At 61.6% G+C, this 25013-nt stretch carries 20 protein-coding genes; 11 read left to right on the top strand and 9 right to left on the bottom strand.

Annotation, left to right across the window (positions count from 1 at the left end; all coding sequences use genetic code 11):
- Positions 1-26: 26 nt before the first annotated feature.
- Entirely contained in the window at positions 27-185 is a 159-nt protein-coding gene (locus tag J1G18_RS12060) for a DUF3309 family protein (protein ID WP_169432680.1), read from the bottom strand.
- A 323-nt stretch (positions 186-508) separates the two neighbouring features.
- On the opposite strand from J1G18_RS12060, the gene J1G18_RS12055 reads away from it, so the two are divergent.
- The 3 genes from J1G18_RS12055 to csrA all read left to right on the top strand — a co-directional run bounded on the left by J1G18_RS12055 (position 509) and on the right by csrA (position 2052).
- Positions 509-1324, top strand: coding sequence for an SDR family oxidoreductase (locus tag J1G18_RS12055; RefSeq protein ID WP_223007748.1), 816 nt, complete (start codon positions 509-511; stop codon positions 1322-1324).
- 63 nt (positions 1325-1387) lie between these two features.
- A complete protein-coding gene (locus J1G18_RS12050) occupies positions 1388-1720 on the top strand; it encodes a YnfA family protein (RefSeq protein ID WP_003226957.1) in 333 nt (110 codons plus the stop codon).
- A gap of 146 nt (positions 1721-1866) precedes the next feature.
- Positions 1867-2052, top strand: a complete 186-nt coding sequence (gene csrA, locus J1G18_RS12045) for a carbon storage regulator CsrA (RefSeq protein ID WP_223007747.1) — start codon at positions 1867-1869, stop codon at positions 2050-2052.
- A gap of 4 nt (positions 2053-2056) precedes the next feature.
- Here csrA and J1G18_RS12040 read toward each other — a convergent pair whose 3' ends face one another.
- The 5 genes from J1G18_RS12040 to mnmC all read right to left on the bottom strand — a co-directional run bounded on the left by J1G18_RS12040 (position 2057) and on the right by mnmC (position 9463).
- Entirely contained in the window at positions 2057-2284 is a 228-nt protein-coding gene (locus tag J1G18_RS12040; RefSeq protein WP_003192759.1) for a YheU family protein, read from the bottom strand.
- 170 nt (positions 2285-2454) lie between these two features.
- A complete protein-coding gene (locus J1G18_RS12035) occupies positions 2455-3645 on the bottom strand; it encodes an osmoprotectant NAGGN system M42 family peptidase (RefSeq protein WP_027612398.1) in 1191 nt (396 codons plus the stop codon).
- A 164-nt stretch (positions 3646-3809) separates the two neighbouring features.
- Positions 3810-5558: an N-acetylglutaminylglutamine synthetase gene (gene ngg / locus J1G18_RS12030; protein ID WP_223007746.1), complete on the bottom strand. Its 1749-nt coding sequence runs from the start codon at positions 5556-5558 to the stop codon at positions 3810-3812.
- A gap of 3 nt (positions 5559-5561) precedes the next feature.
- Positions 5562-7334 (bottom strand): N-acetylglutaminylglutamine amidotransferase, encoded by a 1773-nt coding sequence (locus J1G18_RS12025; RefSeq protein ID WP_095137247.1) that lies wholly within the window; start codon positions 7332-7334, stop codon positions 5562-5564.
- 149 nt (positions 7335-7483) lie between these two features.
- Entirely contained in the window at positions 7484-9463 is a 1980-nt protein-coding gene (gene mnmC / locus J1G18_RS12020; protein ID WP_223007745.1) for a bifunctional tRNA (5-methylaminomethyl-2-thiouridine)(34)-methyltransferase MnmD/FAD-dependent 5-carboxymethylaminomethyl-2-thiouridine(34) oxidoreductase MnmC, read from the bottom strand.
- A 341-nt stretch (positions 9464-9804) separates the two neighbouring features.
- Between mnmC and pap the strand changes: the two genes are divergently transcribed.
- Positions 9805-11319: a polyphosphate:AMP phosphotransferase gene (gene pap, locus J1G18_RS12015; protein WP_098964988.1), complete on the top strand. Its 1515-nt coding sequence runs from the start codon at positions 9805-9807 to the stop codon at positions 11317-11319.
- A gap of 103 nt (positions 11320-11422) precedes the next feature.
- Positions 11423-12607, top strand: a complete 1185-nt coding sequence (locus J1G18_RS12010) for a thiolase family protein (protein WP_134787055.1) — start codon at positions 11423-11425, stop codon at positions 12605-12607.
- 119 nt (positions 12608-12726) lie between these two features.
- Here the strand turns inward: J1G18_RS12010 and J1G18_RS12005 are convergent, their stop codons facing one another.
- A complete protein-coding gene (locus tag J1G18_RS12005; protein ID WP_223007744.1) occupies positions 12727-12921 on the bottom strand; it encodes a DUF6316 family protein in 195 nt (64 codons plus the stop codon).
- Positions 12922-13130: 209 nt separating this feature from the next.
- Here J1G18_RS12005 and J1G18_RS12000 point away from each other — a divergent pair, with 209 nt between their 5' ends.
- Positions 13131-14090 (top strand): DMT family transporter, encoded by a 960-nt coding sequence (locus tag J1G18_RS12000; protein WP_134787053.1) that lies wholly within the window; start codon positions 13131-13133, stop codon positions 14088-14090.
- A 113-nt stretch (positions 14091-14203) separates the two neighbouring features.
- Here the strand turns inward: J1G18_RS12000 and J1G18_RS11995 are convergent, their stop codons facing one another.
- Positions 14204-15598 (bottom strand): class II fumarate hydratase, encoded by a 1395-nt coding sequence (locus J1G18_RS11995; protein WP_223007743.1) that lies wholly within the window; start codon positions 15596-15598, stop codon positions 14204-14206.
- 193 nt (positions 15599-15791) lie between these two features.
- Here J1G18_RS11995 and J1G18_RS11990 point away from each other — a divergent pair, with 193 nt between their 5' ends.
- From J1G18_RS11990 to J1G18_RS11970, 5 genes are all read left to right on the top strand, one after another.
- The gene (locus J1G18_RS11990) at positions 15792-16310 is read left to right on the top strand and encodes a DUF2059 domain-containing protein (protein WP_003226938.1); all 519 of its coding nucleotides are present in this window, start codon (positions 15792-15794) and stop codon (positions 16308-16310) included.
- Between the two features lie 12 nt (positions 16311-16322).
- On the top strand, positions 16323-16622 hold the full coding sequence (locus J1G18_RS11985; protein WP_003226935.1) for a BolA family protein: 300 nt from the start codon (positions 16323-16325) through the stop codon (positions 16620-16622).
- 309 nt (positions 16623-16931) lie between these two features.
- A complete protein-coding gene (locus J1G18_RS11980; RefSeq protein ID WP_027612407.1) occupies positions 16932-17873 on the top strand; it encodes a rhodanese-related sulfurtransferase in 942 nt (313 codons plus the stop codon).
- Between the two features lie 35 nt (positions 17874-17908).
- Positions 17909-18511 carry a DsbA family protein gene (locus J1G18_RS11975; protein ID WP_223007758.1) on the top strand — a complete coding sequence of 201 codons (603 nt, stop codon included), beginning with the start codon at positions 17909-17911 and terminating at the stop codon, positions 18509-18511.
- Entirely contained in the window at positions 18504-20321 is a 1818-nt protein-coding gene (locus tag J1G18_RS11970) for an ABC transporter ATP-binding protein (RefSeq protein WP_202368689.1), read from the top strand. Before J1G18_RS11975 ends, J1G18_RS11970 begins: the two co-directional genes overlap by 8 nt.
- On the opposite strand, the gene J1G18_RS11965 is transcribed toward J1G18_RS11970, so the two are convergent.
- Positions 20322-24938 (bottom strand): deaminase domain-containing protein, encoded by a 4617-nt coding sequence (locus J1G18_RS11965; protein WP_223007742.1) that lies wholly within the window; start codon positions 24936-24938, stop codon positions 20322-20324. It abuts the gene before it with no gap.
- Positions 24939-25013: the final 75 nt, after the last annotated feature.

Below are 25013 nucleotides of genomic sequence, written 5' to 3'. Positions count from 1 at the left end.
GGGCCTCTTTTTTTTGTCTTGGGGTTTTATATCCTGCCAAGTAACAGCAAGACCAACAGCACCACCAACACCACGCCGATAATGCCCGAAGGACCATAACCCCAACTTCTGGAGTGCGGGAAGACCGGCAGACCACCGATCAGCAACAGGATCAGGATAATGATAAGAATTGTGCCCATGTCGATTTCCTTGTTTATAGCGTTCGAGAAGACTTGGTGTTCAAGGGCGACTGGAGGCTAACTAATTCCAGACGGCTTACAAATTCCGACCGGTGCGGATGAAAGAAAATTCAATGTTTTTTTAACGTATTTGGATTACTCGCTTATTTCCTTTGCAGCAAAAAAAACGCCGCCTCGTTTCACTTGCCAACTCTTGCCCGAATCCATGTAGGCGCTGCCGAAGGCTGCGATCTTTTGATCCTGTATTCAGCAATCTGATGGAGCGTGGGTGGCCAGTGTTCCTTCGCTACACTCCGTGCATCTCCTACGGAACAACAAGGCTGTCTGCTATGCAAAATCGCATGATGATCACGGGTGCGGGCTCAGGTTTGGGTCGCGAAATCGCGCTGCGCTGGGCGCGTGAAGGCTGGCAGCTGGCGTTGTCCGACGTCAGCGAAGCTGGCCTGCAGGAAACCCTGAAGCTGGTGCGCGAGGCCGGTGGTGACGGTTTCACCCAACGTTGCGATGTGCGTGACTACAGCCAGCTCACCGCGTTTGCCCAGGCTTGCGAAGTGAAGCTCGGCGGTATCGATGTCATCGTCAACAACGCCGGTGTGGCGTCCGGCGGATTCTTCAGCGAACTGTCGCTGGAGGATTGGGACTGGCAGATCGCGATCAACCTGATGGGGGTGGTCAAGGGCTGCAAGGCGTTCCTGCCGCTGCTGGAGCAGAGCAGAGGCAAGATCATCAACATCGCTTCGATGGCTGCACTGATGCAGGGCCCGGCGATGAGCAACTACAACGTGGCCAAGGCCGGTGTAGTAGCGCTGTCGGAAAGTTTACTGATCGAACTGGCGCAGCAGGAAGTCAGCGTGCATGTGGTCTGCCCGTCGTTCTTCCAGACCAACTTGCTCGACTCGTTCCGTGGTCCGACCCCGGCCATGAAAGCCCAGGTCGGCAAGTTGCTGGAAAGTTCGCCGATCACGGCCGCCGACATTGCAGACTATATCTACCAGCAAGTGGCTGCCGGCGAATTCATGATCCTGCCGCACGAGCAGGGGCGCATGGCCTGGGCGATCAAACAGAAGAACCCGCAACTGATCTACAACGAAATGACCACCATGGCCGATAAAATGCGCGCCAAGGCCAGACAAACCAACGGCTGAACTTGCCCCGAGGATGTTGCGTCGTTAGGGTGGCCGCAATGGTCACCCTGTCGAGACGCATCAATGCTCAATTACCTGTGGTTCTTCCTCGCGGCGCTGTTTGAAATCGCCGGTTGTTTCGCCTTTTTCATGTGGCTGCGTCAGGGCAAAAGTGCCTTGTGGGTGATCCCGGCGCTGCTCAGCCTGACCCTGTTCGCGCTGTTGTTGACCCGCGTCGAAGCGGCTTATGCCGGGCGCGCCTATGCCGCCTATGGCGGGATCTACATCGTCGCGTCGATCGGCTGGCTGGCGGTGGTCGAGCGCGTTCGCCCTTTGGGTTCGGACTGGATCGGCGTGGCGCTGTGCGTGATCGGCGCGAGCGTGATTCTGTTCGGGCCGCGATTTTCCGCGGCTTGAGGCGAGACTGTTTTGCCTTTTGCAGGAAACGTCTGAAGGGCGCAGCGACTCAGGGTGTAGGGCAAGACTGAATTGCTCGCGACCCATTGTGGAGCGCGTGCCCACCGCGCATCTTCAGGGCTGGCTAACCCTGAAGGACGAACTCCATGCTTGTACTCAGCCGTGTTGTGGGCGAGTTGATTTCCATCGGTGACGACATTTCCGTGCGCGTACTGTCAGTCAACGGTTCCAGCGTGCGCTTTGGTGTCGAGGCGCCGCAGAAGGTCAATGTGCACCGCTCTGAAGTCTACGAGCGGATCCAGCGCAAACAGATCACCGAAAAGGTTCGCTGAGGTCTCAGTCGAACAGGTGCTTGGGCACATCGTGTTTGAGCATCAACTGGCATTGCTCGCTTTCCGGGTCGAAAACAATCAGCGCCTGGCCTTTGGTCAGCGCCTGGCGCACGCGCAGCACGCGGGTTTCCAGCGGTGTGTCATCACCGTTGTCGGTGCCGTCGCGGGTGACGAAGTCCTCGATCAGGCGGGTGAGGGTGTCGACTTCAAGAGCGTCGTAGGGAATCAGCATGGGCACCTCGGCTAAATCAATGGCGGGATGCTACGGCGATTGGTGGCTGGCTGCCAGTTTTGTGTGGTTTGTACCGGCCTCATCGCGAGCAGGCTCACTCCTACAAGGAAATGCGTTCCAACTGTAGGAGTGAGCCTGCTCGCGATAGCCATAGTTCAGATAACAAGGATTCAACTGTCGGAGCGCTGCCCCACCAGACTGTCCACCGACGGCACTCGCGTATCGCTCTCCATCTGTGTCTCATGTTCGATCTGGTGACTGAAGCGATCCAGCGAAGCATTGGCCGGCGCCGCATCACTGGCGAATACCGGCGGACTCAGAATGTACGCCCCGAGCAAACGACTGAGCGCCGCCAGACTGTCGATGTGCGTACGTTCATAACCATGGGTCGCGTCGCAGCCAAAGGCGAGCAGGGCGGTGCGGATATCGTGCCCGGCAGTCACCGCCGAATGCGCGTCGCTGAAGTAATAGCGGAACAGGTCGCGCCGTACCGGCAGTTCGTTTTCACCGGCCAGACGCAGCAAATGCCGCGACAGGTGATAGTCGTAAGGGCCACCGGAGTCCTGCATCGCCACGCTCACCGCGTGTTCGCTGGAGTGCTGGCCGGGCGCGACCGGCGCGATGTCGATGCCGACGAATTCGCTGACGTCCCATGGCAATGCCGCCGCCGCACCGCTACCGGTTTCTTCAGTGATGGTGAACAGTGGGTGACAGTCGATCATCAACTCCTGACCGCTCTCGACGATGGCTTTGAGCGCAGCGAGCAATGCCGCAACCCCGGCCTTGTCGTCGAGGTGACGGGCGCTGATGTGACCGCTGTCGGTGAACTCCGGCAGCGGGTCGAACGCCACCACGTCGCCGACGCTGATGCCCAGCGAGTCGCAATCGGCCTTGGTCGCGCAGTAGGCATCCAGACGCAGCTCGACGTGATCCCAGCTGATCGGCATCTCGTCTACGGCAGTGTTAAACGCGTGCCCGGAGGCCATCAGCGGCAACACGCTGCCGCGAATCACGCCATTGTCGGTGAACAGGCTGACCCGGCTGCCCTCGGCAAACCGGCTCGACCAGCAACCGACCGGGGCCAGGGTCAGACGACCGTTGTCTTTCACTGCACGCACTGCGGCGCCGATGGTATCCAGGTGCGCGGAGACGGCGCGGTCGGGGCTGTTTTTCTTGCCCTTGAGGGTGGCGCGAATGGTGCCGCGACGGGTCATTTCGAAAGGGATGCCAAGTTCTTCCAGACGCTCGGCGACGTAGCGCACGATGGTGTCGGTGAACCCGGTAGGGCTGGGAATGGCGAGCATTTCCAGCAGGACTTTTTGCAGGTAGTTCAGATCCGGTTCAGGGATTTGAGTGGTCATGGAAACTCCTGATGAGTTGAGGCGCATCGATGGTTTCGATGAGGGGAAGGATTTGTAGTGCCTGATCCGGCCCCTTCGCGAGCAAGCCCGCTCCCACATTTGGAATGCGTTCAACCTGTGGGAGCGGGCTTGCTCGCGAAGGCGTCAGTCCAGACGCCTCGGAATCAAGAAACAGCCGGCTGACTGTGCGGAAACAACAAATCGACAAAGCGCTCCGCCGTCGGCTGCGGCTCATGATTGGCCAGCCCCGCGCGTTCGTTGGCTTCGATAAACACGTACTCCGGTTGATCCGCCGCCGGCACCATCAGGTCGAGGCCGACCATCGGAATGTCCAGCGCTCGCGCCGCACGGACGGCGGCATCGACCAGGGTCGGATGCAGAATCGCCGTAACGTCTTCCAGCGTGCCACCGGTGTGCAGATTGGCCGTGCGACGGACGAACAGGTGCTCGCCCGCCGGCAGGATGCTGCTGTAGTCATACCCGGCCGCGTGCAGGGTGCGTTGGGTTTCGTGATCCAGCGGGATCTTGCTCTCGCCACTGGTAGCGGCTTGCCGACGCCGGCTCTGCGCCTCGATCAATGCACCGATCGAATGATGGCCGTCACCGACCACCTCGGCGGGACGACGAATCGCTGCCGCCACCACTTCAAAACCGATCACCAGAATCCGCAGGTCGAGGCCTTCGTGGAAGCTTTCCAGCAGTACGCGGCTGTCGAAACGCTTGGCGGCTTCGATGGCCTGCTGCACCTCTTCGATGCTCTGTAGATCCACCGCCACGCCCTGGCCTTGTTCACCGTCGAGCGGCTTGACCACCACACGCTGATGCTCGTCAAGAAACGCCAGGTTGTCGTCGGCGTTGCCCGCCAGTTGCTGCGAAGGCAGCTTCAGGCCGGCGCCTTTCAACACTTTGTGGGTCAGGCTTTTGTCCTGACACAGACTCATGCTGATCGCGCTGGTCAGGTCGCTCAACGATTCGCGGCAACGTACCCGGCGCCCGCCATGGCTGAGGGTGAACAGCCCGGCCTCGGCATCGTCCACCTGCACGTCGATGCCGCGCCGGTGCGCTTCCTCGACGATGATCCGCGCATAAGGGTTGAAGTTGGCTTCCGGCCCGGGCCCGAGGAACAGCGTCTGATTGATGCCGTTCTTGCGCTTGATGGCGAAGGTCGAGAGGTTGCGAAAACCGAGCTTGGCGTAAAGATTTTTGGCCTGACGGTTGTCATGCAGTACCGACAGATCCAGATAACTCAGGCCGCGACTCATGAAGTGCTCGACCAAGTGCCGCACCAGTACTTCGCCGACACCGGGCCGCGAGCACTGCGGATCCACCGCCAGGCACCACAGGCTGCTGCCATGTTCCGGATCGTTGAAGGCTTTCTGGTGATTGAGGCCCATGACGCTGCCGATCACCGCGCCGCTGTCTTCATCTTCGGCGAGCCAGTACACCGGGCCGCCCTGATGATGCGGGGTCAGGCGCGTGGCATCGATCGGCAGCATGCCGCGCGCCTGATACAGCAGATTGATCGCCTGCCAGTCCGCTTCGCTTTGTGCCCGGCGGATACGGAAGCCGCGAAATACGCGGGTGGCCTGGCGATAGTCGCTGAACCACAGGCGCAAAGTATCGGATGGGTCGAGAAACAGTTGCGTCGGTTCCAGACCGAGAATCTGCTGCGGTGCGGCAACGTACAGAGCGATATCGCGTTCGCCGGGCTGCTCGTTGAGCAGTTCTTGCGCCAGCGTCGCCGGGTCAGGAAAGGTGTGACCGATCAGCAGTCGGCCCCAGCCGCAATGCACGGCAATGGGGTCGGCGCCGAGTTCGCTGCCGTCCTCGGCCAGACGCGCCTGCAAGCGTTCATACGACGGTGTCTGACCGCGTAACAGGCGCTGATTGATCGCTGTGGCGTGAGGTTTCATCAATCAGATTCCTTGTTCACTGAGCCACAGGTTCAGGGCCGCCAGTTGCCACAGTTTCGAGCCGCGCAACGGCGTCAGTTGGCCCTGCGGGTCAGTCAGCAATTTGTCGAGCATGGCCGGGTTGAACAGGCCGCGATCCTGGCTCGGATCCAGCAGCAGTTCACGCACCCAGTTCAGGGTGTCGCCTTGCAAATGCTTGAGGCCCGGCACCGGGAAATAGCCTTTCTTGCGGTCGATTACTTCGCTTGGAATCACCAGACGTGCAGCTTCTTTGAGCACCTGTTTGCCGCCATCGGGCAGTTTGAACTGGCCGGGAATTCGCGCCGACAGTTCCACCAGGCGATAGTCGAGAAACGGCGTACGCGCTTCCAGGCCCCAGGCCATGGTCATGTTGTCGACGCGTTTGACCGGGTCATCCACCAGCATCACCGTGCTGTCCAGACGCAGCGCTTTATCCACTGCCGCATCAGCTCCGGGTTGAGCGAAATGCTCCTTCACGAAGTCGCCGGCCGCGTCATTCGCGGTCAGCCATTTCGGCTGTACGGTGGCCGCGTAGTCTTCGTAGCTGCGGTCGAAAAACGCCGCGCGATAGGCTGCATACGGATCCGCTGCGCCGTCGACTTGCGGATACCAGTGATAACCGGCGAACAGCTCATCCGCGCCCTGGCCGCTCTGCACCACTTTGCAATGCTTGGCCACTTCGCGCGACAACAGGTAGAAGGCGATGCAGTCGTGGCTGACCATCGGCTCGCTCATCGCACGGAACGCAGCGGGCAGTTGCTCGATGATCTCTTTTTCGTCGATGCGCAATTGATGATGTTGAGTGCCGTAGTGCTTGGCGATCAGATCGGAATACTGGAATTCATCGCCACGCTCGCCGCCGGCATCCTGAAAACCGATGGAAAAGGTCGACAGGTTTTCCACGCCGACTTCACGCAGCAGGCCGACGAGCATGCTTGAATCGACACCGCCGGAAAGCAGCACGCCGACATCCACCGCTGCGCGTTGACGGATTGCCACGGCCTCGCGGGTGCTGTCGAGCACGCGGTCGCGCCAGTCTTCGAGGGTCAGGTTTTTCTCGTCGTCATGTGGGCCGTAGGGCAGGGTCCACCAGGTTTTCTGCTCGGTGCGGCCATCGGCTTCGACGCGCATCCAGGTCGCTGGCGGCAGCTTTTCGATGCCCGCGAGCAAGGTGCGTGGAGCGGGCACCACCGCGTGGAAATTCAGATAGTGGTTGAGCGCCACCGGATCGAGGATCGGGTTGATGTCGCCGCCCTTGAGCAGCGCCGGCAGGGCCGAGGCAAAGCGCAAACGCTGGCCGGTGCGCGACAGGTACAAAGGCTTCACGCCGAGACGGTCGCGAGCGATGAACAGGCGCTGGGCATCACGCTCCCAGATGGCGAACGCGAACATGCCGTTGAGCTTGGGCAGCAGCGCTTCGCCCCAAGCGTGGTAGCCCTTGAGCAGCACTTCGGTGTCGCCACCGGAATAGAAGGCGTAGCCCAGCGCTTCGAGTTCGGCGCGCAGTTCCGGGAAGTTGTAGATCGCGCCATTGAAGGCCAGGGACAAACCGAGTTGGCTGTCGATCATCGGCTGCGCCGAGCCGTCCGACAGGTCCATGATTTTCAGGCGACGATGGCCCAGGGCAATCGGCCCTTGGGCATGGAAGCCCCACGCGTCGGGGCCGCGAGGGGCCAGGTGATGGGTGATTCGCTCTACCGCTGCAAGGTCTGCAGGTTGATGATCAAAACGTAACTCGCCAGCTAATCCGCACATAAAGTCCTTACCGGTTTTTCCGTTGGGGAGGGGTCATTCAAGTCAGGCCAAAATGGCCGGTACTCAGAAACTGACCCGCTGCAGATGTGGGAGTTTTAGAACGATGAGTTATAAGAGGGGGCGACTGACCAGCGGCCAGTCGCGATTTTTCATTTGCCGCGAATCAACGTGCGCAGTGCAAAACGATTGGGATGGCAGGCCTCGGCGACGCTTCGGGGCAGTGGCAGCGGCTCGTTGTCCAGCCACGCCGCGAGCAGTTCGCCCGACAGCGGCGCGGTGATCAGCCCGCGTGAACCGTGGCCACTGTTGACGTACAGGCCATCGAGCCACGGGCAGGCGATGTCCGGCACTTGTCGCGCGTCCTTGCTCAACGCGGCATAGGCCTGAGTGAAGGCTGTGCGGTCGGCGAGGGGGCCGACGATCGGCAGATAGTCGGGACTGGTGCAGCGGAATGCGGCGCGTCCTTCCAGGGTTTCCGGCGGCAGCTCATTGATGTGCAGACGTGCCACCAGATCGCTGGAGATTTCTTCGAGCATCGCCAGATTGCCCAAGTGTTCGGCGGTGGTCGGTGTCAGGTCATCGCTGTTGAAGTCGAAACTCGCGCCCAACGTGTGTTCGCCCAGGCGTGCCGGGGCGACATAACCTTCGGCGCAGACTACGGTGCGCAATGCCTGGCTCTCAGCGGTTTGTGGCAGGCGCGTGATCTGCCCGCGAATGCGTTTGAGCGGCAGCTCGGCACTTTGCGCAAAACGTTTGATCTCCGCCGCGCCGGCCAATATCACCACCGGCGCGCTGGCGAGCACGCGCTCGCCGTCGAGGGCTTGCCACTGACCTTCGACCTTGCGCAGTTCCAGCACTTCGTGATGCTTGAGCAGTTCGATGTTCGCTTGCGCGGCTTGCGCCTGGCACAGCGCGGGTGGATGCACCCAGCCCCCTTCGGGGTAGAACAGCCCGCCGTGTGCCAGCGCAATCCCGGCTTGGATTTCGGCTTGCGGCTGATCAAGCCAGTGCACCAGATCTTCCGGGAATGCCGCGGCCAGTTGCGCCTGACGCTCGGCTTCCTTGGCATTGAAAGCCAGTTGCAGCACGCCGCAATCGTCCCAGTCGGTGCCGCGTTGCAGGGTTTCCAGCAGACGGCGGGTGTAGCCGAAGCCGCAGACGATCAGTTGCGACAACGCGGTGCCGTGGGCCGACAATTTCAGATAGAGCACGCCCTGCGGATTGCCCGACGCCTCCTGCGCCACGGCCTCGTGACGCTCCAGCAGACTGACTTGCCAGCCGCGCGCGGCGAGGCTGGCAGCGGTCGCACAACCGGCCAGCCCGGCGCCGATCACCAGCGCGCGCCGCTCGCCAGTCAGCGGGGCAGGGCGGGCGAACCACGGTTTGTCCGGCAGCGGTGGCGCGACGTCCTGCGGCCAGCCGAGAAACTCGCCGCGCAGGATCTCCCACTTGTGGCCGATGCCCGGCGTGCGTTTCATCTTGAACCCGGCCGCGTTGAGCAGACGCCGCACCCAACCGGTGCTGGTGAAGGTGCTGATGGTCGAACCCGGCGCGGCCAGTCGCGCCAGTTCGACGAACAGTTCGGCGGTCCACATGTCGGGGTTTTTTGCCGGGGCGAAACCGTCGAGAAACCATGCATCAATCCGCGCATCGAGTTGCGGCAGTTGCTCCAGCGCATCGCCGATCAGCAGCGTCAGCGTCACGCGGCCATTGCCGAGAATGATCCGCTGAAAGCCCTGATGGATCGCCACGTACTGCGTCAGCAACTGATCGGCCAGCGGCTTGAGCTGCGGCCACAAGGCCAGTGCCCGTTGCAGGTCAGCCGGACTCAACGGGTACTTTTCGACACTGACGAAATGCAGCCGCGCACCGGCCACCGCGTGCTGTTCGAACAACTGCCAGGCGCAAAGGAAATTCAGCCCGGTGCCGAAGCCGGTTTCGCCGATCACCAGTCGCCCGTGCGCCGGCAGCGCGGCAAAGCGCTCGGCCAGACGGTTCTGTTCGAGGAACACGTAACGGGTTTCATCCAGCCCCGACTGGTCGGAAAAATACACATCATCGAACACCCGCGAACGTGGGCGTCCCTGGTCATCCCAGTCGAGTTGGGCGTGGGGCAATACAGGTTTCATGGCAGGCTCGGCAACGACAAGGCGGCCATTCTAGCTGATCGGGCGGAGGGTGCTTGATCCATGGCAAGGGCTGGCTGTGCAGCCTCGAAGACAATTAACGATTTGGGCGCGGATCAGAGCAACCTGTGGCGAGGGGATTTATCCCCGATCGACTGCGTAGCAGTCGCAATCCCGCTACCAGCGTGCATCTGGCGTTGAATGGCTTTGGGGCCGCTGCGCTGCCCATCGGGGATAAATCCCCTCACCACAGAGTTTTTCTTGAAGCCAAAAGGAGCGGAATTTCTCCGCCGCGCCCATGCCCAATCCGCTAGTCTTGCTGAATCCTGGAAGGAGCCGTCCCCATGTTTGAATCCGCCGAAATCGGCCATGCCATCGACAAAGAGACTTACGACGCGGCTGTACCTGCCTTGCGTGAAGCACTGCTGGAAGCGCAGTTCGAGTTGCAACAGCAGAAGCGTTTTCCGGTGATCATTTTGATCAACGGCATCGAAGGCGCCGGCAAGGGCGAGACCGTCAAGTTGCTCAACGAGTGGATGGACCCGCGCCTGATCGAGGTGCGTACTTTCGATCAGCAGACCGATGAAGAGCTGGCGCGGCCACCGGCGTGGCGTTACTGGCGGATGCTCCCGGCCAAGGGGCGGATGGGCGTGTTCTTCGGCAACTGGTACAGCCAGATGCTTCAGGGCCGGGTTCACGGTCTGTTCAAGGATCCGCGTCTGGATCAGGCGATCAACGCCGCCGAGCGTCTGGAAAAAATGCTCTGCGATGAAGGCGCGCTGATCTTCAAGTTCTGGTTCCACCTGTCCAAGAAGCAGATGAAAGCGCGGCTCAAGGCGCTGGCCGACGACCCGCTGCACAGCTGGCGCATCAGCCCGCTGGACTGGCAGCAATCGCAGACCTACGACAAGTTCGTCAAATACGGCGAGCGCGTGTTGCGTCGCACCAGTCGCGACTATGCGCCGTGGCACATCATCGAAGGCATGGACGCCAATTATCGCAGTCTCGCCGTCGGCAAAATCCTGCTGGAGGGCCTGCAGAATGCGCTCAAGCGTCCAGAGGTGCATACCGAAGAGGTCAACGCCGCCCCGTTGGGCACGGCGGTCGATCAACTCAACCTGCTCGACAGCCTCGACCTGAACCAGCGGCTGGAAAAGAAAGACTACGAAGAACAACTGATCACCGAGCAGGCGCGGCTGTCCGGGCTGATGCGCGATAAACGCATGCGCCGTCACGCACTGGTGGCGGTGTTCGAAGGCAACGATGCGGCGGGCAAGGGCGGGGCGATCCGCCGGGTCGCGGCGGCGCTCGATCCGCGTCAGTACAGCATCGTGCCGATTGCCGCGCCGACCGAAGAGGAGCGCGCGCAGCCGTATCTGTGGCGCTTCTGGCGGCATTTGCCGGCGCGGGGCAAGTTCACCGTGTTCGACCGCTCCTGGTATGGCCGGGTGCTGGTGGAGCGGGTCGAGGGCTTCTGCAGCCCGGCCGACTGGCTGCGGGCTTACAGCGAGATCAACGATTTCGAAGAGCAGATCGCCGACGCCGGGGTCATCGTCGTCAAGTTCTGGCTGGCGATCGACAAGGACACGCAGATGGAGCGCTTCCAGGCCCGCGAGCAGATTCCATTCAAGCGCTTCAAGATCACCGAGGACGACTGGCGCAACCGCGACAAGTGGGACGCCTACCGCGCCGCCGTGGGCGACATGGTCGACCGTACCAGCACCGAGATTTCGCCGTGGACGCTGGTCGAGGCCAATGACAAACGCTGGGCCCGGGTCAAGGTCCTGCGCACGATCAACCGAGCGCTTGAGGAAGCATTCGCGAAGTCCGACAAACGCGCGAGAAAACAAAAGGACTGAGCCGATGGACACGCATACGCGGGGTGAATGATTGTCGCGGTCGGCGGCAGGGTGGACTTATGCTCGTTTCACTCTCCTCCGACAACAACAATTGAGGTATGCCATGCGTGAAGTGGTGATCGTCGACAGCGTGCGGACCGGCCTGGCCAAGTCCTTTCGCGGCAAGTTCAACCAGACCCGCCCCGACGACATGGCGGCCCATTGCGTCAACGCGCTGCTGTCGCGCAATGACATCGACCCGGCCAGCGTCGAGGACTGCATTGTCGGCGCCGGCTCCAACGAGGGCGCGCAGGGCTACAACATCGGCCGCAACGTGGCGGTGCTGTCGCGTCTGGGCACCGGCGTGGCCGGCATGACCCTTAACCGTTTCTGTTCTTCGGGGTTGCAGGCGATCGCGATTGCCGCCAACCAGATCGCCTCCGGATGCAGCGACATCATTGTTGCCGGCGGCGTCGAATCGATCAGTCTGACTCTGAAAAGCGTCAACACCGATCACCTGATCAACCCGTTGCTCAAGCAGCAGGTGCCGGGCATCTACTACACCATGGGCCAGACCGCCGAAGTGGTTGCGCGCCGTTACGACGTCAGCCGCGAGGCCCAGGATCGTTACGCGCTGCAAAGCCAGCTGCGCACTGCCCAGGCGCAAGCGGCCGGGCTGTTCAATGATGAAATCGTGCCGATGGCGGTCAAGTACCGGGTCGAAGACAAGAACAGTGGTGAGGTGCAGATCCTCGACGGCATCGTTGATCGCGACGACTGCAACCGTCCGGACACCACTTACGAAAGTCTCGCCGGACTGAAACCGGTGTTTGCCGAGGACGGTTCGGTCACCGCCGGCAACTCGTCGCAGCTGTCCGACGGCGCGTCCATGACCCTGGTGATGAGCCTGGAAAAAGCCCTGCAACTGGGGCTCAAGCCGAAGGCGTTTTTCCGTGGTTTCACCGTCGCCGGTTGCGAGCCGGACGAAATGGGCATCGGCCCGGTGTTCTCGGTGCCGAAACTGCTCAAGGCCAAGGGCTTGCAAGTGGCGGATATTGATCTGTGGGAGCTCAACGAGGCTTTTGCCTCGCAATGCCTGTATGCCCGCGATCGGCTGGAGATCGACAACGACAAATACAACGTCAACGGCGGCTCGATTTCCATCGGCCACCCGTTCGGCATGACCGGTTCGCGGCAGGTCGGGCATCTGGTGCGTGAGTTGCAGCGGCGTAATTTGCGTTACGGCATCGTGACCATGTGCGTGGGGGGCGGGATGGGGGCGACGGGGTTGTTTGAGGCTGTTCGTTAAACCTGCAGATTTGTATTGACTGTCAGGACGCCTTCGCGAGCAAGCTCGCTCCCACATTGGTACGGCGTACACCGATCAGAATGTGGGAGCGAGCTTGCTCGCGAAGGCATCAACTCGGTTCATCGGTTGGAATCCAGAAGCTGCATCCGCGCGATATACGCCTGAATTTCCTGCTCAGCCTTATCCGGGGAATCGAACGGCCCCTCAAGGGTGTTCTCCCGCGTGCTGAAAAACAGTTCGCCATTGACCCGACACAACCGGTCGCTGCGAAAGTGCGTGGCGGGGGCGCTGTCTTCGGCGCGCATTCCGTACATGATCCGGCTCCTTGATTGATCCGTTGCAGGGATCCAATCAGCTTATGCCTGAAGCACTTGGCGCGCTTCGTCAGCCGATCAACGGCAAAGCGTCAATTTAATGCTGCGACCTGCACAGTTTCATTCGCGGCCTGGCCCGAACTGTCCCTGTGTTGCGTCTGTCGGCGGGCCTAGAATGACCGCTCTCGTCAGCAGGCATTGGGGTTCGCATGCACATTTCATCCGGTCGCTGGGTCTACGGTCTGTTCCTGGCGCTGCTGACGGCGTTTTTGTGGGGCATCCTGCCGATCAAACTCAAGCAGGTGCTGCTGGTGATGGACCCGATCACGGTGACCTGGTTTCGCCTGTTGGTCTCCGGCGGCTGCCTGTTCATCTACCTGGCGGCCACGCGCCGCCTGCCGAGCCGCAAGGTGCTCGGCCCCCGGGGTGGCTGGCTGGTGCTGATGGCGGTGCTCGGGCTGGTGGGCAACTACGTGCTGTACCTGATGGGCCTTAACCTGCTCAGCCCCGGCACCGCGCAGTTGGTTGTGCAGATGGGGCCGATCATGTTGCTGATCGCCAGCCTGTTTGTGTTCAAGGAGCGCTTCAGCATCGGTCAGGGCATTGGCCTGGCGGTGCTGCTGATCGGCTTTGTGCTGTTCTTCAATCAGCGTCTGGCTGAACTGCTCACCTCATTGTCGGACTACACCGCAGGGGTGTTGCTGGTGCTGCTGGCCTCGACGGTCTGGACCTTCTACGCACTGGGGCAGAAGCAATTGCTCACGGTGTGGAATTCGCTGCAGGTGATGATGGTGATCTACCTGTTCTGCGCGCTGTTGCTGACACCGTGGGTGCATCCGCTCGAAGCACTGGAACTGAGCCCGGTGCAAGGCTGGCTGTTGCTGGCGTGCTGCATGAACACGCTGATTGCCTACGGTGCCTTTGCTGAAGCACTGGCGCACTGGGAGGCCTCGCGGGTCAGTGCGACGCTGGCGATCACGCCGTTGGTGACGTTTGGCGCGGTGGCGATTGCCGCCGGGGTGTGGCCGGAATATGTGCATGCCGAGCAGATCAATGGGCTGGGTTATGGCGGGGCGGTGCTGGTGGTGCTGGGGTCGGCGCTGGTGGCGTTGGGGCCGTCGCTGATTGCCGGGTTGAAGGCGCGGCGGATGCGGATTGCAGCCAGTTAGACCGCTTTATCGTTCTTCGCGAGCAAGCCCGCTCCCACATTTTGATCGGTGTATGCCGTACCAATGTGGGAGCGAGCTTGCTCGCGAAGGCGGCCTGTCAGGCGCTACAAATCTCAGCCCTTGGCGCCGGCCTCGATCATGTTCTCCGGCCGCACCCAGGCATCGAACTCTTCATCGGTCAGATACCCCAGCTGCAGCGCCGCCTCGCGCAAGGTCAGGCCTTCGCCGTACGCCTTCTTGGCGATTTCCGCCGACTTGTCGTAACCGATGTGCGGGTTCAGCGCTGTTACCAGCATCAGGCCGCGTTCCAGATGCTGGGCCATGACCTGCGCGTCCGGCTCAAGGCCTGCAATGCAGTGCTGCTGGAAGTTGCTGCAGCCGTCGGCGAGCAGGCGGATCGATTGCAACATGTTGTGGATGATCACCGGTTTGTACACGTTCAGTTGCAGGTGACCCTGACTCGCCGCGATGCCGATGGTGACGTCGTTGCCCAACACCTGGCAGGCGAGCATCGACAGCGCTTCGCACTGGGTCGGGTTGACCTTGCCGGGCATGATCGAACTGCCCGGCTCGTTCGCCGGCAGCTTGACTTCGGCCAAGCCTGCGCGAGGGCCGGAGCCGAGCAGGCGCAGGTCGTTGGCGATTTTCATCAGCGCCACGGCGAGGGTCTTCAAGGCGCCGGACAGACTGGTCAGCGGCTCATGCCCGGCCAGCGCGGCAAACTTGTTCGGCGCAGTGACGAACGGCAGACCGGACAGCGCGGCGAGTTCCGCGGCAATCGCTTCGCCAAAGCCGTGCGGCGAATTCAGGCCGGTGCCGACGGCAGTGCCGCCCTGCGCCAGTTCACACACCGCCGGCAGTGCGGCGCGGATCGCCCGTTCGGCGTAATCCAGCTGCGCTATAAAGCCCGACAGCTCCTGACCGAAGGTGATAGGCGTCGCGTCCATCATGTGCGTGCGACCGGTCTTCACCAGTTTCATATGGCGTGCGGCCAGTTCGGCCAGACCCCCGGACAGCTCGGCGATCGCCGGCAGCAATTGCTCCTGCACGGCTTTGGCGGTGGCGATGCTCATGGCGGTGGGGAAGCAGTCGTTGGAGCTTTGCGAGCGGTTGACGTGATCGTTCGGGTGCACCGGCGACTTGCCGCCGCGCGGGTTGCCGGCCAGCTCGTTGGCACGGCCGGCGATCACTTCGTTGACGTTCATGTTGCTCTGGGTGCCGCTGCCGGTCTGCCAGACCACCAGCGGAAACTGGTCGTCATGCTGACCGTCGAGCACTTCGTCGGCGGCTTGTTCGATCAGGCGGGCGATGTCGGCGGGCAAATCGCCGTTACGGTCGTTGACCCGGGCGGCGGCTTTCTTGATCAGGGCCAGGGCGTGCAGTACCGGCAGCGGCATGCGTTCCTGACCAATGGCGAAGTTGATCAGCGAGCGTTGCGTCTGAGCACCCCAGTAGGCGTCGTCCGGGACTTCGATCTGGCCCAGGCTGTCGGTTTCGATACGGCTCATCGTGCACACTCCTGTTGGTCTGTTTGCGCAGTTTAGGCCCGGTCAGGCCCAGGTGGTTCCCTCGAACCGATTGTTGACCGGTAAAACCCGGCCAATCAAGCGCGGCAAGGCTCGGGGGTTGAGCCACGAGGTTTTTTAGGCGCAGAATGGTCGCCCTTGGGGTTTGACCTCGCTTAGCTGAAAAGGAAACTCGATGACTCGTCTTCGTGCCATCTGCACCGCGGTTGCACTGGTTTGCGCCAGCGGCCAGGTGCTTGCCGATACCGCCAGCCACAACGCCAGTGCTGAAGCTTTCCTGACCCTGGCGCACGCTGACAAGCTGGGCACTCCGGTGTACATGCAAGTGCAGCAAATGTTCGCTCAGCGTTTTGAACAGACCAAAGCCCCGGAATCCAAGAAAGCCGTACTGGAAACCTACCAGGCCAAGGCCAACGCCGCCCTGGACCAGGCCATCGGCTGGAACAAGCTCAAGCCTGACATGGTCAAGCTCTACACCAGCAACTTCAGCGAATCGGAGCTCAAAGACCTGGTCGCGTTCTACCAGTCGCCACTGGGCAAGAAAGTCCTGGAAAAAATGCCGCAGCTGACCCAGCAATCGGCCCAGATGACCCAGGCCAAGCTGGAAAGCGCCGTGCCTGTCGTCAACAAGTTGCTCGACGACATGACCAACGAGCTGGCACCGAAAGGCGCTGCGCCGGCCAAGAAGAAGTAAGCGGAGTTCGTGATGACCATGCAACAACGCATCGAATCGACGCTGGGCCTGCTGCAGCCTGAGCATCTGCAAGTGCTGGACGAAAGCCACATGCACAGTCGCGGGTTACAGACGCACTTCAAGGCAGTGGTGGTCAGCGCGCAGTTCGAAGGCCTGAACCGGGTCAAGCGCCACCAGAAAGTCTACGGCACGCTCGGCGAGCTGATGGGCGAGTTCCATGCGTTGGCGCTGCACACCTACACCCCGCAGGAATGGGCAGAAGTCGGCGCCGCCCCGGCGTCGCCGACCTGTGCCGGCGGTAGCAAACACTGACTTTGGATGTAACGGGCTTTTTGTGGTGTGGGAGCTTTTGTGGCGAGGTGATTTAGCGAAACGTCGCACCGCCTCGATCGGCTGCGCAGCAGTCGTAAACCCACAGAATGCGGTATCCCTGAGAGACTGCATTTGCGGGTTTTGGGGCCGCTTCGCAGCCCATCGGGGATAAATCCCCTCGCCACAGAGTTCTCGGCACATCCTATAACGATCCTGTTTTTGCTAGAATCCGCAACGCGCCGCTCACCCGGCGCGTTTTTTTTGAATCCGGTTCACCCTTTGCGAGGGTAGCCACCTGGAGAAATACCCATGACACAACCGATTGTCGTGGCGGCACTGTATAAGTTCGTCACCCTCGAAGATTACGTTGACCTGCGCGAGCCCCTGCTGCAAGCGATGGTCGACAATGGCATCAAAGGCACTCTGCTGATCGCCGAAGAAGGCATCAACGGCACCGTGTCCGGCAGCCGCGAAGGCATCGACGGCCTGCTCGCCTGGCTGAAGAACGACCCGCGCATGATCGACATCGACCACAAAGAGTCGTACTGCGACGAGCAGCCGTTCTACCGCACCAAGGTCAAGTTGAAGAAAGAGATCGTCACCCTTGGCGTCGAAGGCGTGGACCCGAACAAAAAGGTCGGCACCTACGTTGAGCCGCAGGACTGGAACGCGCTGATCAGCGACCCGGAAGTGCTGCTGATCGACACCCGCAACGACTACGAAGTGGCGATCGGCACCTTCGAAGGCGCCATCGATCCGAAAACCACCAGTTTTCGCGAATTCCCCGACTACATCAAAGAACACTTCGACCCGGCCGTGCACAAGAAGGTCGCGATGTTCTGCACCGGCGGCATTCGCTGCGAGAAAGCCTCCAGTTACATGCTGGGCGAGGGGTTCGAAGAGGTTTACCACCTCAAGGGCGGCATCCTGAAGTACCTCGAAGAGGTGCCGCAGGAAGAAACCAAGTGGCAGGGTGACTGCTTCGTGTTCGACAACCGGGTGACCGTGCGTCACGACCTCAGCGAAGGCGACTACGATCAATGTCATGCCTGCCGCACACCGGTCAGTGTTGAAGATCGCGCCTCCGAGCACTACGTGGCCGGCATCAGCTGCCCGCATTGCTGGGACAAGCTGAGCGAGAAAACCCGCCGCAGCGCCATCGATCGGCAGAAGCAGATCGAACTGGCCAAGGCGCGCAACATGCCGCACCCGATCGGCTACAACTATAAACAAGCATCCACCGAGGCCTGATCATGACTGCGCGCCTGCTCTATGTGATGGATCCGATGTGTTCCTGGTGCTGGGGGTTCGCTCCGGTTGCCAAGGCATTGGTCGAGCAGGCGCAGGCAGCCGGGGTGGAGTTGCACCTGGTGGTCGGCGGGTTGCGCACCGGTAGCGGTGCGGCGCTGGAACCGACTACGCGGCGCTACATCCTCGAGCACTGGCAAGCGGTCAACGAGGCTACCGGTCAGCCGTTCAAGTTCGACGGGGCGTTGCCCGACGGTTTTGTCTACGACACCGAGCCGGCCTGTCGGGCAATCGTCACCGCGCGCAGCCTGGCGCCGGATTGCGCGTGGACGCTGGTCGGCCTGATCCAGCAGGCGTTTTACGCTGAAGGCCGCGATGTCACTCAGGCCAGTGTGTTGGTGGGGCTGGCTGAAAAGGCTGGCGTGCCGCGCATCGAATTTGCTGCCTTGTTCGATCATGCCGACCAACACAAAGCGACTCAGGCTGATTTCAGCTGGGTGCAGGATCTGGGCATCGCCGGGTTCCCGACCCTGCTCGCCGAGCGCAACGGCCAACTGGCGCTGTTGACCAACGGCTATCAACCGCTCAGCGAACTCTCGCCGCTGCTTGGTCGCTGGCTGGAGCGCGCCGCCTGTGCCTGACCTGGCCGATGACACGCCAGCCGTAAAGCGTGTCGACCGGCTGAGCTGGGCAGAAGTCCGGCGCCTGGCACTGCATCACAAAAAATCCCTGTGGATCGCCAACGGCGTGGCCGTGCTGGCGACGCTGTGCAGTGTGCCGATTCCGTTGCTGTTGCCCTTGCTGGTGGACGAAGTCCTGCTCGGGCATGGCGATGCCGCGCTGAAAGTCATGAACCACGTGCTGCCGTCGATGTGGCAACAAGCGGCGGGTTACATCGGCCTGATGCTGGTGGTCACCCTGACTCTGCGTTGCAGCGCCCTGTGTTTTGGCGTGTTGCAGGCGCGGCTGTTTGCGCGGCTGGCCAAGGACATCGTCTACCGCATTCGCGTGCGGCTGATCGAGCGCCTGAAAAGGATTTCCCTCGGCGAATACGAAAGCCTCGGCAGCGGCACCGTGACCACCCATCTGGTCACCGATCTGGACACCCTCGACAAGTTTGTCGGCGAAACCCTCAGCCGGTTTCTGGTGGCGATGCTGACGCTGGTCGGCACCGCGAGCATCCTGATGTGGATGCACTGGAAGCTGGCGCTGCTGATCCTGCTGTTCAATCCATTGGTGATCTACGCCACGGTGCAACTGGGCAAGCGGGTCAAGCACCTGAAGAAACTCGAGAACGACAGCACCTCGCGTTTCACTCAAGCCTTGAGCGAAACCCTCGATGCGATCCAGGAAGTGCGCGCCGGCAACCGTCAGGGTTTCTTCCTCGGGCGACTCGGCTTGCGCGCGCAGGAAGTGCGTAACTATGCGGTCAACTCGCAGTGGAAGACCGATGCGTCGAACCGCGCCAGTGGTCTGCTGTTCCAGTTCGGCATCGACATCTTCCGCGCGGCGGCGATGCTCACGGTGCTGTTCTCCGACCTGTCGATCGGCCAGATGCTCGCGGTGTTCAGCTACCTGTGGTTCATGATCGGCCCGGTCGAGCAGCTGCTCAATCTGCAATACGCCTACTACGCGGCGGGTGGCGCACTGGCGCGGATCAACGAACTGCTGGCGCGGGCCGACGAGCCGCAATACCCGGGCGGCGTCGATCCGTTCAAGGGCCGGGAAACCGTGGGCATTGAGGTGCAGGGGTTGAGCTTCGGTTACGGCGATGAATTGGTGGTGGATCAGATGAACCTGTCCATTGCCCCCGGTGAGAAAGTCGCGATTGTCGGTGCCAGTGGCGGCGGCAAAAGTACTCTGGTGCAACTGTTGTTAGGGCTGTACACGCCGTTGTCCGGGACTATCCGTTTCGGCGGTTCGACCCAACAGGAAATCGGCCTGGAGCTGATTCGTGAAAACGTCGCGGTGGTGCTGCAGCACCCGGCGCTGTTCAACGACAGCGTGCGCGCCAACCTGACCATGGGCCGCACCCGCAGTGACGAAGCCTGCTGGCAGGCGCTGGAAATCGCCCAGCTGGAGGCGACCATCCGGGCGCTGCCGGACGGTCTCGACAGCATCGTTGGACGCTCCGGCGTGCGTCTGTCCGGCGGTCAGCGCCAGCGTCTGGCGATTGCGCGGATGATCCTCGCCGAGCCGAAAGTGGTGATTCTCGACGAAGCCACTTCGGCCCTCGACGCTGCCACCGAATACAACCTGCATCAGGCCATGGCGCGCTTTCTCAGCGGCCGCACCACGCTGATCATTGCCCATCGCCTGTCGGCGGTGAAGCAGGCGGATCGGGTGCTGGTGTTCGATGGCGGGCAAGTGGCCGAGGATGGCGACCACCAGCAACTGATCGCCGATGGCGGCCTCTACGCCAAGCTCTACGGCCACCTGCAGCGCCTGTAATCAGCCCCACAGCACCTGCAACGCCGCCTCGCCGCCGTCATGGCCGAACTGCTTCATCACCACCGAACAGGATTCGCACGGGCGCATGGTTGTTGCGATGTCGACCGCGCGGATCTCTGTCGGGTCGGGATATTTCTCGCGCAGCACGCTGATCAGTTTGCTTTCGCTGTCCAGCGAGGTCGGCCGGCTGGTTTGCGTCGGCTGATAGGTTTTCAGCTCCTTGATGGTCAGCGGCACGGCCAGCAGTTGCCCTTGCTCGGTGACCTCCAGCGAGGTGCGCGGGAAGCTTGGGTTGTAGTCGATGTTGACGTAAGTGGTGTCGCCGATCCGCACGTGATTGGCACCCATGTGGCGAAACAGCGGCAGGCGCTGGGTGCTCCCTTGCGCGCCGGACACGCTGACGTAGATCTCCCGTTTGCCGCTGGTCGTGGTGACTTCGGCATAGGCGATGTTACGTGCGTTGACCGGCCGCTCACGCACGGGCAACAGGTTGTGCAGTTTCTGCATGGCACTGTCGATGCGCAGGGCCGCGTTAGTGTTGGACGGGTTGATTGTTGGTGACAGAAACAACGTGTCGAAAATCTCTGCGGTTTTCTGCCGAAAGGCTTCCGGCGCTTCCTTGCTGCGCGCCCAAGTGACGGCGCCTTCGGGCAGGCGGGTGACGATCATCCGTGTCGAGTGATCGAACATCAGTGCTTCGCCCGGGCTGGTGTCGACCTTCAGCCATTTCATATTGTTTGCAGGCATGGCCGTGGTGCCGATGGGGATCGCGATCTGTTCCATGGTCTGCATCGCGCGCTGCACCGATTCCAGACCATGGATGCGCACCATGTTGTTGGCATGCAGCGAGCCGGTGTAGACGGTCAGCAGTTCAGCGCCGAGGGTGCCGTCGGCCAGTTCGGCGGGTGCCAGGCGCTTGAACGTCAGCTGCTTGCCGGGGATTTCGCCTTTGGCGAAGGTTGCCAGGTAGTACTCGTGGTGGTTGACCCGGAAAAACACATGGGTGGCCGAGTCGTCGATGGCCGGCATCAGCACGGCGCCGACCTGATGTGAATCGTCAATGCCGTCGTAGGTGCCGCCGGTTTTTATCCGCGCATAAATGCCTTTGCGAAACTGCAGCGTGGCTTGAATCTGCTGTCTTGGCACCAGCCTGCCTTGATGGAACCCAAGGCGTCGCAGGTCGCCGGTGAACAGCCTCGGGCGGTTATCGATGATCTGATAAAGCCTGGCATCGACCGCCAGAAACGTTCCGTCACGCCGGGGCAGGGTGGCCGGCTCCGAAACCCGCTCGCCGAACCATGGCGCGTAACCCTTTTCCTTGTCGATGGTGCCGACGGCGGGCGTCGGGGCGGGTTCTGCGGTGATGTAGCTGACGCGGCAGTCGCCCGCGCCCGGTGCGCGACGGATCCTGCACGGCAGCAGCGTCCAGTGCTGACTGTCATCGAGCAGCTCGACCCGGCGCAGTTCATCGCCGTCGAGTCGATAGGGCACATCATCGATCAAGACCGTGGTGCGTCCGCCAGCCTCGGGGACAAGCTCGACGCGGGTGTTCGGCGCTACTTCGATATCGATCTGATCGTCGGTTTTTTTCACGGTGCGGTAGTGCGAACGCCCCAGCGAAAAATCATGCTCGTGTGCGAGCAACTGCGGCCCATAAGGGCGGTCGGACAGCGGATCGAGCAAGTGATGCCGCGAGCCGCCGACGTTGCGCACCGGCACATCGTCAATGCCTCTGACCACGGCCAGATGATCGGCAGGGTTCAGCGCTTTCCAGCGCCCGGCATCCAGTGCCTGGGGCAGACTGTGCAGCAGGTCATAGTCAGCGCTTCTGCCGGCCAGCCTTTTCAGACGTGCAACCGCGCGGTGTTCCAGATGCGCCACGGCCCGCACTGCGCCGATCGCACCTCGGCCGCCGAGCTTGAGCAAAGCAGGCGCAGCGTCCAGCGGATTGAGGTTTCTCAAGCTCGAAACCAGCAGGTTTTTCGACAATTGCGCCATGCGTGGCAGGGCGACGCGAATCGCCATTTTCCCGGCCACGGCCGCGAGGCGAATGCTGCCGGCGACGAATTTGCCCAAGGGAATCGCGAACGAGACGATATCGAGGAGCAGGCCGAGTACGCCCATTGCGCGTTTGCCCGGACTGTCCGACTGCAGGTCTTCGAGACTGCCCCAGAACGGGATAAAGCCCTTGAGGGCATGAGTCCAGTGCTGTTTGCGGCTGTCGCGCTCGAAGCGGGTATCACCCCAGGCCTCACTGCGCAGCGCCTGCTCATCGGCATAGAACAACCGGGTCGCGATGAACGAGGCGATGTGCGCCGTGCGCGGCGAGGTGAAGGTCAGGTTCGGCGAACTGTCGTGATGGGCCGCCGGGATCATCGAAACCGGGAGGGAGTCGCCCAGCGGTTCGAGGATCGCGACGCATTTGGCGTCGGGGGCGGGTGTCGAACCGTCCCAGTGTGCTTTTCGATCGAACGGCAGGCGGCGGGCGACGATGCGGCTGATGCTCTGGCCCTTGGTCCGTCCACGTTTGGGCGGCAGGGGTGGCAATAACAGACCGCCAACATGTGTGCCATCCAGATCCGGGCGTTTACGAATGATGCCGGCACGAGGCAGGCATTCGTAGAATTGTGGCGGGCCCTGATACGTCGCCTGCAACACGAAGCCCATGCGGGCCCGGTGCGGCAGGATGTTTTCCGCTGTCTCCAGGTGAGCTTCGATATGCCGTGTCGGATCCCTGAGGCTGTGAATCCGCACTTCGCCGTGCTCCAGTGCCCGGCGGTCGGGCCACGGCAGTGTGACCAGCAGCGACTTGATCAGGTATTCATAGGCTTTGCGGGCCTCGCTCAGATAGTCGTCGTACTGCTGCTCGAACAAGGGCCTGATCTCGGGCAAGGTGCAGTTGCTCGGAAACCGTGAAAGGCGTCGGCCTGGATGTCCGGTATCGACAATACCGCTTTGCAGTTTGCCTGCTGCGTTGAGGCTGATCCATTCGCTGGCACTGCGGCCATCGTTGCTGACGTACCAGCGCGTGTCGGGGCTCAACCCGCCAGCGGCATAGACCTCCAGCAACGGCCAGGTCGGCAATGCCACATCCGGGGTGTCGATAATGCTGCGTCGGCTACGGTTGGGCGTTGAAGGATGGTGGCGTTTGAGGCGAATCGTCGTGTGATCGTACAGCTCGTTGGCCAGCGCCTTGTCCAGTTGCTGTTTTGCCAATGCGAGTCGCCGTGGCGGCTCGATGTCCAGTTGCAGGATCGCTGCGTTCATTTGCTTCTTGTGGTCTTCCAGCGCTTGCAGGGCAGCGTCATCGCCGGATGTCTCGTTCGCAGCGACCTGGGCTCCGGTGGCCAGTGTCCAGGTCTGCGCGGCAGCCACTCGGGTCATGGCGATCAGGGTTTGCAGGTCGGTGCTGGCGTTTTCGCTTTTGTGCAGCGGCAGATCGACCAGTTGCTGAAAGCTCAGATGTTCCAGCAACTGTGGATCAAGGGCATGTGCGAGGTGCACGCCATGCACGAAATTGACCCAGACCACCGAGCTGGCGTACGGCAGGTCGTCAGGAATGTCGCGCACTTGAAATTCCGGTCCGAACTGCGTCAGGCATACCCATCCCAGCAGATGTTTTTCGGTCGGGGTCGAGGTTCGGTGAGAATCCTCCAGGTGCTGTAAAAAGTCCCGGCGAATGCTGGCGTAGCTGGCGCCGTAGTGAGCGCGTTGTTCCAGCGCAAAACCGGCCACTTCGGTCGAGCTGCCTTCGCCGGGCAGTTCATACCACAGGCACAACGCTTCGAGCAGTAAACGCAGGCCGATATCGGGGACGGTCGGCTCATCGGGCCGCGCGCCATACCATTGCAATTTCTGCAGCAAGCGCTGGCCCAGGTCACGCGCCTTGGGGGTGTCGAGCAGGCGATCCAGGCAGGCGGCAGGCTGCTGTTCCAGTTGCTGGCGGGTGAAGGCAGGCGTTACTTCGCTGGCCAGGCTGTCTATGGCCGACAGGGTTTTGCCGGTAAGCCAGTCGCCAATCAGGTCGTGAATCGCGGCTTTGTCATCGTCGCTCATCAGTACCGTCAGCGCCGGCTGGTGTCGCAGATTAAGTCGGTGGCAGGCGCGTTGTTCTTCGACCTTGCGGATCAACCGGGCCAGTGCGGTGGCGTCCTGTGCATCCGTAAATGTGAACCCGGACTCACGCAGCAGTTGTGACAACGGCAGCAGCCTGTCGGAACGCAGGTGTGCGCCTATACTCAGCAACGCTCGCTGAAATTCTTGAATTGTGCTGGAGGCCCGGGTGACATCCTCGATGGTGAAGCGGGCGCAGCTGCCATCGGGACGATTGAAGGAAAAGCTGCAGTGACCGGCTGCGGCGTCGACTTGCAGCAATGATCCTCTGGACGTTTGCAGGTAGGCCGCCAATTGTGGCTCGCCGCTGTCATCGAACAGTGCTTGCAGAAGGTTTTGCGCCTGGTCGTGGGCTGCACCCAGGCGTGAATGTGTCTGGGGTGTGAGGTAGTAGGTCTGCAGTGAGGTCGATGCGTCGAGCACGGCGCGCAGGGCAGAGATCATTGCGCGGTATTCGCTCTGTTGGGCAGTATGGCGTTGCAGCGTGGCGGAAGGTGACTGCATGGAAAACGGCTCTGGAATGATTGAAAGCCGTCAGTGTCGAAGCATGGCGAACAGCGGGTGCGGTACATACGTATC

This window comes from Pseudomonas sp. MIS38 (assembly GCF_019891575.1).
GTDB lineage: Bacteria > Pseudomonadota > Gammaproteobacteria > Pseudomonadales > Pseudomonadaceae > Aquipseudomonas > Aquipseudomonas putida_A.
Note: the sequence above shows the minus strand (reverse complement) of the source record. Positions and strands in the feature narration are given on the sequence as shown.